Below are 12,629 nucleotides of genomic sequence, written 5' to 3'. Positions count from 1 at the left end.
GCCAAGGCAATCCCGGTCAGCCCGGAAGTTCGTGCCGCACTGCAATTGCCGGCCGGCGTCACCCGTCTCTCGCCGCCGGAGATGATCCGCGCGGTCCTCGAGGCCCCGGTCGATCTCCTGTGGAACGGCGGCATCGGTACCTATATCAAGGCGAGTTCGGAAACGAATGCCGATGTGGGTGACAAGTCCAATGACGCGGTGCGCGTGAATGCCGACCGGCTCCGGGTGAAGGTGATCGGTGAGGGGGGTAATCTCGGTGCCACTGCGCTGGGGCGTATCGAGTTCTGCCGCAACGGCGGGAAGATGAACACCGACGCGCTGGACAATTCCGCGGGTGTGGACTGCTCCGATCACGAGGTGAACATCAAGGTTCTGCTCGACGCGGTGGTGTCGGCGGGTGAGCTCGATATCGCCGACCGTAATCCGCTGCTCGCGGAAATGACCGACGAGGTCGCCGAACTGGTATTGCGCGACAATATCTCGCAGAACTTCCGGATCGGCCTGTCCCGGTCGGGTGCCGGGCGGCGCGGTGCGGTGCACCGGCGGCTGCTCACCGAGCTGGAGACCCGGCGCGGCGTGGATCGCCGGCTCGAGGCGTTGCCGGGCGACGCCGAGATGGAACGCCGGATCGCCGGCGGAACGGGGCTGACCTCTCCGGAACTGGCCACGATGATCGCCCATGTGAAGCTCGCGCTGAAGGCCGACCTGCTCGCCGGGGACCTGCCGGACAGCCCCACCTTCGCGGCGGTGCTGCCGGACTACTTCCCGACACCGTTGCGGGAGCGGTTCGCCGGCGCGATCACCAGGCATCCGCTGCGCCGCGAGATCGTGGCCACCGTGGTGGTCAACGAGATGGTCGATTTCGGCGGTGCGACATTCGCGTTCCGGTTGTCCGAGGAGATCGGCGCCACCACCGACGACGCGGTGCGCGCGTTCACCGCGGCGGTGGAGATATTCGGGCTGCGGGAGCTGTGGCAGCGCATCCGCTCCGAGCAGATGCCGACCTCGGTACGCGATCAGCTCGAACTGGAGACCAACCGCACGCTGGAACGTGCCGCGCGCTGGCTGCTGCTGAACCGGCCGCAGCCGATCGCGATCGGAGCCGATATCGCCCGCTATCGCGAGGGGGTGCGCGCGCTGGCGGATCGGGTGCCCGGCTGGCTGCCGAAACCACTGGCCGAGCGGGTCGCCGCCCACGCCACCGAGGCGACCGAACACGGCGCCCCGCAGGATCTGGCCGCCGCGGTCTACCGCCTTATCCATCTCTTCCCGCTGCTGGACGTGCTGGATATCGCCGATATCGCCGAACGTGACGCACGGGAGATCGCCGAACTCTATTTCGCGCTCAACGCGCATCTGGAGATCACCCGGCTGATCAGCGCGGTCGGCGATCTCGACCACGATCAGCGGTGGGCCGGCCTCGCGCGGCTGGCGCTGCGCGACGACCTGTACGAGTCGTTGCGGCTGCTGACACTGGATATCGCCACTGCTACCGACCCGGAGGATCCGGTGACGGAAAAGCTGGACTACTGGGAGCAGACCAACCGGTCACGGCTGACCCGGGCCCGCGCCGCGCTCACCGAAATTTTCGGGGTGAGCCGGCACGATCTGGCGACCCTGTCGGTGGCGGCGCGGCAGGTGCGGAGTCTGGCGGGTAGTTCGGAGTCCGGCATCGTCGGCTGATCACGCGGGATTCGCGGGTGGCCGTCCGGCTCGGGCCGGGCGGCCACCCGTCGTTTCCACTGCCGCGCCGGAACCGGCCGGCCGGCTCCGGTGTTCGTGCCCTGCTCGCGCCGTGTGATCCGGGCGGTCGATCTGTCCGCCGGTTGGGGCCGGTGGCGGAGCAACCGGCCGTGATTCGCCCGGCGGCGGGTCGGATCCCGGTTTCAGTCCGGGCGGCGGGTCCCGCAGGAGGCGCAGAACCTGGCCGTGGGCAGCAGTTCGGCATCGCATTCGCGGCATCGGGCCGGTTCGGCCGGGGCGAAGCGAGTACCGCATTCCACACAGAACTTGGCGCCCGGCGGATTGGCCGTGGCGCAGGCGGTGCAGATCGGTTTCGCCGGAGGATCGAGTGCGACGGGTTTCGCGGTGGGGGGCAGCGCCGTCGCGCTCTGCTCCTCGCGGACCTGCTGGTGCTGTTGCCAGGGCGAACTCGGCGGAGGCGGGGTATTACCCGCGGCCGCGAAACCCGGTTGCTGCAGAGCATTGATGCCCAGCGCGGCGCCGATGAACCCGCCGTCGTGGCCGTGCCCGGAGGCCAGTCCCTGGCCCGCGCCCAGGGCCATCTCCCCGGCGGCGTACTGCCGGAAATCTCCGGCGAGCCGGATGTAGGTGACATCCTTGGCGAGGCGTTTGAGCCGGTCGGCGTCCTCGGGAGCCAGGGTGATGTCGAAATTGCCGAGCCGTGGTATCCGTAACCCGTACTCGTAGAGCGCGGTGTTGGTCTGCCGGACGACCGCCTGCTCGATCTCGGGCAGCAGCCCGGACAGGCCGAGGACCGGCCACTCGCCCTGGGAAACCCCCTGTGTCACAGCGACCTTCATCGCCTTGAGCAGCAGGTCGGCACTCCAGGATTCGATTCCGGCCGGATCGTGCAGATCGGTGCTGCCGGCCAGCGAGGTGATCAGTTGCCGGGCGTCGCGGACCGATAGCGCGAACTCACCGAAGACCCGCAGGGTGACGATCTGCTCGCTGACCGGGTCGGCGATATCGGCGAGGCGGCCGCCGAACTTGATACCGGCGAATTCCCGGCTGGAGACGAAGTAGAGCTCGGCGCGGTAGAAGTTGCCGCCGGTCAGCGTATCCACCAGTGCGCCGAGAACCGGGAGTTCGTCCGCGTCGATCCGATGCCGGCCCGGTCCCAGCGCACCCAGGACCTGACCGGACTTGACGAACAGCGCGGTCTGATCGGCGTTGACGATGGCGCGGGAGTATCGCCGGATGTTCACATCCGGCCACTTGTAGACGAGTTGTTTCTTGCCGGTCTCGGGGACGGCGATGAACTCGCGTTCGAACCAGGCCATCTGGGTGCTCCCTACACATTTGACGTATCCAGCGTATCGACGTTCAGCGGCTCGATCAATGGCTCTTACAGTGCGGCCGACCTCGGGTTTTCGCCAAAGTGCCTGGTTTCCACTGAGTTACACATGACGGCCCCCTATTGATCGTGCCGCTAACTAGCGGTACATTGCTCGCAGACATGATCTGCGCCACTCGAAAGGCAACATGATGACAACAGTTCAAGAGCCTCCGGGTCAGGCGGCGCCGGCGGACGGTCTGCACGCCGAAGATGCGGGCTATCACAAGTCGCTGCGCCCCCGGCAGCTCCAGATGATCGCCATCGGTGGCGCCATCGGAACGGGCCTGTTCCTCGGCGCCGGTAGCCGGTTGCACGAGGCCGGCCCCGGTCTGTTCCTGGTATACGCCGTCTGCGGCGTCTTCGTATTCTTCATTCTGCGGGCCCTGGGCGAGCTGGTCCTGCACCGCCCGTCCTCCGGGTCCTTCGTGTCCTACGCCCGTGAGTTCTACGGCGAGAAGCTGGCCTTCGCGGTCGGCTGGATGTATTTCTTCCACTGGTGCATGACCGGCATCGTGGATATCACCGCGATCGCCACCTACGTTCACTTCTGGGGCGCGTTCGAGGTGATACCGCAATGGACCATCGCGCTGATCGCCCTGGCCATCGTGGTCGCGATCAACCTGATCTCGGTGAAGTGGTTCGGTGAGCTCGAGTTCTGGGCCGCGCTGATCAAGGTGGTCGCGCTGGTGGCCTTCCTGATCATCGGCACCATCTTCCTGGCCGGTCGCTTCGACATCGAGGGCCAGCCGACCGGTCTCTCCGTCCTCTCCGACAACGGCGGCCTGTTCCCGACCGGATTCCTGCCGCTGATCGTCGTCACCACCGGTGTCGTCTTCGCCTACGCCGCGGTGGAACTCGTCGGTACCGCCGCCGGTGAGGCCGAGAATCCCGAGAAGATCATGCCGCGCGCCATCAACTCGGTGATCGCCCGGATCGCGCTGTTCTACGTCGGTTCGCTGGTGCTGCTCGGCCTGCTGCTGCCCTACACCGTCTTCAAGTCCGGTGAAAGCCCGTTCGTCACCTTCTTCTCCAAGATCGGTGTCGACGGTGCCGGTTCGGTCATGAACCTGGTGGTGCTGACCGCGGCGTTCTCCAGTCTGAACGCCGGCCTGTACTCGACCGGACGCATCCTGCGCTCCATGTCGATGAACGGCAGTGCGCCGACCGTCGCCAGCCGCATGTCCAAGAACGGCGTCCCGTACGTGGGCATCCTTGCCACCGGTGTGATCGCGCTGGCGGGTGTCGGCCTGAACGCGGTGGTTCCGGATCAGGCCTTCGAGATCGTGCTGAACGTCTCGGCGCTGGGCACCATCTTCTCGTGGACCGCGATCGTGCTGTGCCAGCTCCAGCTGTGGAAGTGGGCACGCGACGGCAAGGTGACCCGCCCGAAGTTCCGTCTCCCCGGTACCCCGTACACCAGCTACGCCACCCTGGTGTTCCTGGTCGGCGTGGTGTTGCTGATGCTGTTCAGCGACGAGGTCGAACAGCGGTTCGCGGTGATCGCCATGCTGGTGATCGGGGTTCCGGCCCTGGTCGGTGGCTGGTTCCTGGCGCGGAAGCGGGTGGGCGAGCTCACCACCGCACGTGCCGCGGTAGTCGCCGGCCCGGCTCCGGCCGAGGAACCCGGCAGCACCGTCCGTATTCTCGACGAACCCGAGGATCGGCCGTAACGCCGGACTGCGTTGGAATACCCCGGATAGCAGGTCCGGGGTATTTCGCATTCCCAGGAAAGGGAACGATCGGCCCCATACGCCCGTGGACCGGGATCACAATAGACTCTCTCTGTTCTTCCGCGGGTTTGAGAGGTCGTGCATGCCAGAGCAGCCCAGCTCGTCGCAGCCCAGCTCCGAGCGTCCGCTCCCGCCGCCCTGGTCCAAGCGGCGGACCCGCGGTCCGGAAATGCCCCGCCGCGGCGCGCACACCTGGTCGACGCTGCGCACCAACAGCAGCGACAGTGTCCGGCGCGCTTCCGAGTCGGATCTGACCCGGGCCGCCGAGGAACTACTCGCCGAATCCGGCAGTGCCGAGCCGCGCAGTGCCACCGACGCCGCCTCGATCCCCAGTGGATCGGGTGTCTTCGTACCGGTGACAGTGGGTGCGGTACCCCCGGTCGCCGCGCCCGCACAATCGGACAGTCCGCCCGAGACACCGGAGCTGTCGGACTTCGACCGGGCCATCGCCGCGTTGACCGGCGACGATATCGCTCGGCTCAACAGTCTGGCCGGCCCGGACGACGATCTCGACGAGTTGCTGCTCGGCGACGACGACGAGGATTTCGGCGATCCCGACCCCTTCGCCGGATTCGAGGACGAAATGCCCTCCGGGCGCAATGCCCGTTCCCGGCCGAGTGTCCGTCGCCTCGGCGCCGGACTGGTGGCGCTGCCGCGGGTGGACCCGGTCGATCCCGCCACCGCGGTGCTCGCCGATCCGGTGGTGCCCGAGCACAAGCGGTTCTGCTGGAAATGTCAGGCGCCCACCGGGCGGTCGGGCCCGGACGGGCCCGGCGCGGTGGCCGGGGAGTGCGCACGCTGCGGGTCGGCCTACAACTTCCTGCCCGCCCTCTCCGCCGGCGAGGTCGTGGCCGAACAGTACGTGGTCAAAGGTTGCCTGGCGCACGGCGGTCTGGGCTGGATCTATCTGGCGGTCGATACGAATGTCAGTGACCGGTGGGTGGTCCTGAAGGGATTGCAGAACCCGCAGGACTTCGAGGCACACGTAGTGGCACTGGCCGAACGTCAGTTCCTCTCCGAGATAACCCATCCCGGCGTGGTCAAGATCTACAACTTCGTCAAGCACCGCTCGCACCGCGAGGTGGCCGACGGCTACATCGTCATGGAGTACGTCGGCGGGCGCTCGTTGAAGAGAATGCTGGATGAGGCCGGGCCGGAACGTCTTCCGGTGGCCGAGACCATCGCGTACATGATGGAGGTCCTGCCCGCGCTCGACTATCTGCACTCGTTCGGACTGGCCTACAACGACCTCAAACCGGACAACATCATGGTCACCGACGACGAGGTCAAACTCATCGACCTCGGTGCGGTCGCGGCGATGGAATCCTACGGCAGTATCTACGGTACTCCGGGCTACCAGGCGCCGGAGATCATCGAGACCGGACCCACGGTGGCCACCGACGTGTACGCGGCCGGTCGCACCCTGGCCGCGCTGATCCTGGACCTGCACAAGGATTCGCACGGCAACTACCGCACCGAGATGCCGACACCGGAGGAGTACCCGCTGCTGCGGCGCTATCCGTGCCTGTATCGGTTGCTGGTACGCGCGACGCATGCGGACCCGAGCCGGCGCTTCCCCTCCACCTACGCCATGTACTGCCAGTTGGCCGGGGTGCTGCGGATGGTGCTGGCCGCCGATTCCGGGCGCGAGCACCCGCAGGCGTCGGTGGAGTTCGGTTCGTTACGTGGCGATTTCGGTATCGACACCTTGATCGGCCAGACCGATGGAATGGTCGACGGTGGGCACCGCAGCCTCGGGCTGGACGCCGCGGCGGTGGTGGCCACCCTGCCGATTCCGCTGATCGACGCCGACGATCCCAGTGTCCAGCTGCTGAGCCCGCTGCTGCACAGTGACGCCCGCCAAACTCTGGACTCGTTGCGCCAGACCTCCGAGCGTATCGCGGCCGGCACCATCGACGCGCCGGAGACCTTCGAGGTGGAGGGCGCGCTCGCGGCCGTCCGCGCCCATCTCGACCTGGGGGAGCTCGGTCCGGCGCTCGCCCTGCTCGAAGAGTTGCGCCCCCGCGCGGTGACCGACTGGCGGGTCGAATGGTTCAGCGGTGTCATCGATCTGCTGGACGGACGCTACGAGCTCGCCTATCTGCATTTCGACCAGGTGCACACCATGTTGCCCGGCGAACTGGCCCCGCCGCTGGCCCTGGCCGCCACGGCCGAACTCGCCCTGCAGACGCTGAGCGATCCCGGTGATTCCGACCGCTGGCATACCGCCGCGTCCGAGTTCTACCGGTTGGTCTGGCAGACCAATCACGCGGTGGTCAGCGCCGCGTTCGGATTGGCTCGCCGGTTGGCCGCCGACGGTGAACTGTTGCAGGCGGTGCAGATCCTGGACGAGGTGCCCAATACTTCCCGTCATCACGGCACCGCTCGGATGACCGGCAGCCTGCTGCTGGTGTCGCGGCCACATCGGGAGATCACCGAGATCGATCTGCGCGAGGCGGCCTCGCGGCTGGAGCTCGTCGACGAGCCGCGGGCGCTGCAGATGCAGGTCGTGGTGGTCGGCGCGGCACTGGAGTGGTTGAAATCCCGGATGCGGCCCGCGTCCGCCGACGCCCGGCTGCTCGGCTATCCGCTCACCGTCGCCGGTCTGCGTAGCGGGCTGGAGTCACGGCTGCGCGCCCTGGCCCGAACCGCGCCCGGCCGGTTGCACCGGTACCGGCTCGTCGATCTGGCCAATAGTGTGCGACCGCATACCCGCTGGTGAGGGACTCAGGATCGCCCGGCGATCCGGCGCCGCCGGGCCACCGCCGGCAGCAGCGGTGCCGAGACCAGGACGATCACCAGCAGCAGCAGCCACAGCCAACCGCCGTACACCAGCGCGAGAATCAGCGCGAAGACGGCCGATCCGCCGGCCAGCGCCGCGAAACCGATCGCGGGATCGCCGGTTTGGTTCGAGCCGGGCGTCGCCGGCGGTGCGGGGAGATCGGTGAACAGGGCCGCGAGTTCCGGGGTGGTGCGCGCGGCGGTCACGGCGGCTGCGCGTTCTTCGTATTCGGTGAGAGTGAGCAGGCCGGTACCGAGATGTTCGGCGAGCTCCCGCAGCGCGCGATCGCGTTGCTCCACGGTGATGCGCGCGCCTGGTAGCTCACTCATACTCGCAGCATAGGACGGTTTCCGCGGGTCGGCTCCACCCGGTGGTCGCCACTGCCGGGAAGCCTTCGGGCGGCCCCGCGGCGGCGATTCCCACATCTGGGGAGTAATTACGCTGGCTTCACAGAATTGCGGGCAGAGGAGTTGTGTATGTCCACCGTGATCCAGTCTCGGCGCCCGGCGGCCGAGGCATGGGACTGGCAATTGAACGGGTCCTGCCGCGGCCTGGAATCCACCGTGTTCTTCCATCCCGAAGGGGAGCGGGGCCGGGCGCGCGCCGCGCGGGTGCGGCGTGCCAAACAGATCTGCGATACCTGCCCGGTACTCGACCGGTGCCGCAGTTATGCGCTGGCGGTCGGCGAGCCGTACGGAGTGTGGGGCGGTATGTCGGAGGACGAGCGCCGCACACATACCCAACGGGCCGTTACTTCGAGGTCGACGAACTAGCGAACCTCAGCCCCACATGGATTGAATCGGACGTATCGGTCGTGTCCGGCGCAAGTCGTCGTGGCGCCTTTGTGGTTTCCTTGTTATATGGCTGCTGGTGTGGAGTACACGATCGATGAACTGGCGCGGGCTGCCGGCACGACCGTGCGCAGCCTGCGGGTTTACCACGAACGGGGGGTTCTGCCTCCACCGCAGGTCAAGGGGCGGACGGGTTATTACAGTCCAGATCACCTCAATCGGGTGCGCACTATCAGCAGGCTGCTCGATCGCGGCATCAAGCTGAACGGGATCAAGGAGCTGCTCAAGGCCTGGGACCGGGGGGACGATCTCGGGGACATCCTGGGCGTCGGGCCGCTGCTCGGCGGTATGGAACCCGGCGAGCCGTCCGCGGCGGAGTCCGCCGCTCCCGCCGATGCCGTCCCGGCCACCGAACTGCAGGAACGTTACGGCTCCGTACCGAACGGCCTGGCCAGGATCGTCGCGCTCGGGCTCTACGAGCCGGTGGATGCCGCCACCTATCGGCCCGCCGACCGGCAGCTCATCCGGATCGCGGAACAGCTGGCGGCCGCCGGCGTTCCCGATGCCGAGGTCCTCGGTGAGCTCGAGCGGATCCGTGCCGACTGTGACCGGATGGCCCGCCGATTCGTCGACCTGTTCCATCGCACGGCCTGGCAGAAGTACCAGGACTCCGGGCAGGAAGCCGCAGACCTGGCGGAGTTGACCGGGCAGTTGCAGCTCGCCCGCACTTTGCCCGGTAAGGCGGCGGCGGAGCTGGTGAACAAGTTCGTCGCGCACTACATCGACAGCGACAGCGAACTCGCCGACCTGCCCGCGGAGAACTGACGCGGCTTCCCGGACCTGGGAAACAGGTCGGGGAAGCGTTGCGCTGAACGACGGTACATTCGACGGTGGCTCTTCCGTCGGCCGGGACGATTCCCGGCGAACGACTACTTAGGTAACTTTCCGGTCTTCTACGGATGCGCGCGGCCCTGGGCGGGTGCAGAATCTGCTTCTTGGCACCTGACGCGGTAGATGAGGCATGGAATGGGAAGCGTGACACTGTGGATGCAGATATCACTCGACGGGTTCGCGGAGGGACCCGATGAGGCGGTCCACTGGCCGGTCGTGGACGAGGAACTCTGTACCGAATACCTGGATGAACTCCGCAGAGCCGACCTGCTGCTGTACGGGCGCAGAACCTACGAGATCCTGGCGGCCTTCTGGCCGACCGCCGATCTGGCCCCGGTCTCGCCGTTCTACGTCGACTTCGCCCGCTTCTGGCGCGCCGCGCCGAAACTGGTGGTCTCCCGCACCCTGCGCGACCCCTCGTGGAACACCCGGGTCACCGGCCCGGATCCGATCGAGGAGGTGCGGCAACGCCGGGCCGCGGGTGAGCACATGGTGCTCTTCGGCGGGGCGGAGACCGCGCGGTCGTTCATGGCACACGATCTGATCGACGAATTCCGGCTCTTCGTGCACCCTCTGCTGCTGGGCGGCGGGGTTCCCCTGTTCCGGTCGCCGGTGGATACCAGCGGATTGCAACTGGTGGATGTGCTGACCTTCGACAGCGCGGTGGTCCAGATGCACTACCGCCAGCAGGCGTGCGTGATGTGCTGAGCATTCCGCGGGCGGGTGTTGTGTGAAATGCACGGGTTTGTCGGACGATCCGATGTGACGTGCACTAACTTACGGTCCCATGGCGGTGATCTACCCGGCAGGTGCGGCACCGGCCGCGCCCGCCACCGAGTTCTTCGGCCGAACGCGGGAACTCACACGTCTGCAGGATCTGCTACGTTCCTCCTCGGCACGACTGATCACCCTGATAGGGCCTGGCGGTATCGGTAAGACCCGACTGGCCGCCGAAGCGATGCGCCGGGTCCACCGCGCCGAACCGGACCGGCCGGTGTACTGGGCGCGCCTGGCCGAACTCGACCGCGACCGCGGCGAGTGTGCCGCGAATGTGCTGCGCTCGGTGGTGCGGACCGATATCAGCGACCCCGGCGCCCTGGATGTCGCGGTGGGTTCGCCTGCGGGCGCGATCGCCGAGCACGCCATTCTGGTGCTGGACAATTGCGAACACGTGCTTGCGGCAGCGGGCCGGGCGGTTATCGACCTGCTCGCCGTCACCCCAGGTCTCACCCTCCTGGCCACCAGCCGCGAGCCCATCGGCTGGGCCGACGAGTACATCCTCCAGGTGCCGCCGCTGTCGGCCTTCGAATCGCTGCAGCTGTTCCGGCAGCGCGCCGAGCTCACCGGATGCCCCGTGTCCGACGATCCGGATCAGCTCGCGCTCGTCCGCCGGATCTGCCGCCGCGTCGAGCACAACCCGTTGTTCCTCCGGCTCGCCGCCGCCCGGCTGCGCCACCGGCCGGCCGCCATGGTGCTGGCCGAGCTCAGCGGCGATGCCGCCGATCAGCGCATGCGCTGGTCGCAGAGCGCGCGAGCGGGTACCGAACGGCGGCATCGCGGGGTATACGACGTGATCGCCTGGTCGTTCGATCTGTGCACGGCCGAGGAACAGCTGCTGTTGCGGCGCATGGCCGTATTCGCGGCCGGATACGAAACCGACGGGGTCGTGCCGCAGCGCAACGGAGTCGAACTGTCCGCTGTAGAAGCGGTCTGCGCGGACGAGATACTACCTGCCGAGCGGGTGGCTCCGGTGCTGGAGCGGCTGGCCGAACGCTCCCTGGTCTCGACTTTTCGGACCGAGACGAATGTGCGCTGGTACCTGGTGGAGAGCGTGCGACTGTTCGCCGGCGACCGATTGCGCCGGGAACCGGCCGAGGCGGCCCGGATGGCCGCCCGGCATCGCCGCTACCACCGCGACCGGGTGATAGAGGCCCGGTCGCTGTGGTACGGGCCGGGCGATCGGTCGTGGTTCGAGTGGGCGCGCAGCTCCTGGGACGACATCCTGGTCGGTATCGAAACCGGCCTGACCGATCCCGGTGAGGCGCTGGTCGGCCTGGAGACGGCGTCGGTACTGCTGTCGGTATGGGTGCCGTTCGTCAAGGGCGGCAGCCGGGCGCTGACCAGGCTCACCGCCCAAGCGCTCGACGTCACCCGGGGCGAGGGGGCCACCGAACACCACATCAGGGCCACCGCGCTGCTCGGCTGGTACTACCTGTGGCAGGGCGAAGCCGCTCGGGCCGCGACTCTGCTGGACGAGTGTGTCGCCGGCCCTGCCGCGGCCGGTGTGGGCCCTTGTCGGTGGCGTGATACGCCGGGTACCGATACCGGCCTGCCCGCTTCGGTCGAATGGATCCGGGGTCTGGAACTGATGTTGTTCCGGTTGGACCCGCACGCAGTGACGGTGCTGGAACGGGCCGGTCACAAGTTCACCGCGCAGGGTGACCGGGTGGGGGTGGAACGCGGTCAGATCTTCGCGGCGCTCGCGGCCTCCATGCTGAGTGATCCGGAGCGGGCCGACCGGATCACCCGGCGGCACCTGGAACGGTCGGTGACCTCGGGGTCTTCGCTGGCCACCCAGTGGGCCCGAGTGGCGCGGACCCTGGCACTCGCACGTTCGGCCCGGCCCGCGGCCGCCCTGGAGCCGGCCCATATCGTGGTGTCCTGGATGGCTGGGGGCCGCAACACCTGGATGACCTCATGGTCGGTGGCGGTGTGCATGTTCGTGCTGGCCCAGGTGCTCGCGGGGGATCCCGCCGCGTTGGGTGCCGCGGCGGCCATCCGCATCCGTGCCACCGAACTGGCCTGGCTGGTCGGGGTTTTCCGGGCCTGCCACCGCTCGATGGGGGTCTGTATCGAGCGGGTGCCGATGGTGGTGCTCGGTGTGCGCCGGGCGACCGAGGTCGCCACGGCGGTCATCGGACCGGCGGATTTCGCCGTCGCCGAGCAACGGGGCGGGCAGTTCCGCCCCGGCGGCGAAGCGGTACGGGAGTACCTGCGTCGCCGTTGGCCGGTGCGTCCGGTCGTGGTGGACACACCGGTCGATCATGGGGAATCGGCCGATTCACGCTGGGCAAGCCTGTCGGCGGCCGAACGCGAGGTCGCGGTGCTGGCCGCCGCGGGCTGGCCGAACAGTGCCATCGCCGAGCGGCGGGGCAGTTCGGTGCGAACGGTGGACACCCAGGTCGCCAGCATCCGGCGCAAACTCGTGATCGGCTCCCGGCGCCAGATACCGGATCATATTCCGGCTCACCTCGCCGGGGCGGTGGACGCCGAACGTGCTACCGCCGCCGCCCGTACCCGGAACCGGCGGCGTACGCCGCGCCTGCCCGGCAGGCAGTGATCGCGCGGCGCCGCGG

At 68.0% G+C, this 12,629-nt stretch carries 9 protein-coding genes; 7 read left to right on the top strand and 2 right to left on the bottom strand.

The features are described 5' to 3' along the window. On the top strand, window positions 1-1,683 hold a 1,683-nt coding region (locus NS4_RS30450; protein ID WP_174552166.1), incomplete at its 5' end, for an NAD-glutamate dehydrogenase domain-containing protein. A gap of 203 nt (window positions 1,684-1,886) precedes the next feature. Here NS4_RS30450 and NS4_RS30445 read toward each other — a convergent pair. Next, on the bottom strand, window positions 1,887-3,023 hold the full coding sequence (locus tag NS4_RS30445) for an SPFH domain-containing protein (protein WP_063062920.1): 1,137 nt from the start codon (window positions 3,021-3,023) through the stop codon (window positions 1,887-1,889). Window positions 3,024-3,228: 205 nt separating this feature from the next. Here NS4_RS30445 and NS4_RS30440 point away from each other — a divergent pair, with 205 nt between their 5' ends. Continuing rightward, on the top strand, window positions 3,229-4,749 hold the full coding sequence (locus NS4_RS30440) for an amino acid permease (RefSeq protein ID WP_063062919.1): 1,521 nt from the start codon (window positions 3,229-3,231) through the stop codon (window positions 4,747-4,749). 142 nt (window positions 4,750-4,891) lie between these two features. Beyond that, window positions 4,892-7,531 carry a serine/threonine-protein kinase gene (locus NS4_RS30435; protein ID WP_063062918.1) on the top strand — a complete coding sequence of 880 codons (2,640 nt, stop codon included), beginning with the start codon at window positions 4,892-4,894 and terminating at the stop codon, window positions 7,529-7,531. A 5-nt stretch (window positions 7,532-7,536) separates the two neighbouring features. On the opposite strand, the gene NS4_RS32765 is transcribed toward NS4_RS30435, so the two are convergent. Continuing rightward, a complete protein-coding gene (locus NS4_RS32765) occupies window positions 7,537-7,920 on the bottom strand; it encodes a DUF1707 SHOCT-like domain-containing protein (protein WP_063062917.1) in 384 nt (127 codons plus the stop codon). Between the two features lie 147 nt (window positions 7,921-8,067). Between NS4_RS32765 and NS4_RS30425 the strand changes: the two genes are divergently transcribed. From NS4_RS30425 to NS4_RS30410, 4 genes are all read left to right on the top strand, one after another. Then, window positions 8,068-8,364 (top strand): WhiB family transcriptional regulator, encoded by a 297-nt coding sequence (locus NS4_RS30425; protein WP_039823295.1) that lies wholly within the window; start codon window positions 8,068-8,070, stop codon window positions 8,362-8,364. A gap of 87 nt (window positions 8,365-8,451) precedes the next feature. Further along, window positions 8,452-9,207: a MerR family transcriptional regulator gene (locus tag NS4_RS30420; protein WP_063062916.1), complete on the top strand. Its 756-nt coding sequence runs from the start codon at window positions 8,452-8,454 to the stop codon at window positions 9,205-9,207. 201 nt (window positions 9,208-9,408) lie between these two features. Further along, window positions 9,409-9,981, top strand: a complete 573-nt coding sequence (locus NS4_RS30415; RefSeq protein WP_245665852.1) for a dihydrofolate reductase family protein — start codon at window positions 9,409-9,411, stop codon at window positions 9,979-9,981. Between the two features lie 79 nt (window positions 9,982-10,060). Then, the gene (locus NS4_RS30410) at window positions 10,061-12,613 is read left to right on the top strand and encodes an ATP-binding protein (RefSeq protein WP_063062915.1); all 2,553 of its coding nucleotides are present in this window, start codon (window positions 10,061-10,063) and stop codon (window positions 12,611-12,613) included. Window positions 12,614-12,629 lie beyond the last annotated feature (16 nt).

Origin of the sequence: Nocardia sienata NBRC 100364, assembly GCF_001613205.1 — a bacterium.
In the GTDB taxonomy this organism is placed as follows: domain Bacteria; phylum Actinomycetota; class Actinomycetes; order Mycobacteriales; family Mycobacteriaceae; genus Nocardia; species Nocardia sienata.
The sequence above is the reverse complement of the archived record's forward strand: the minus strand, read 5'-3'. Positions and strand labels throughout refer to the sequence as shown.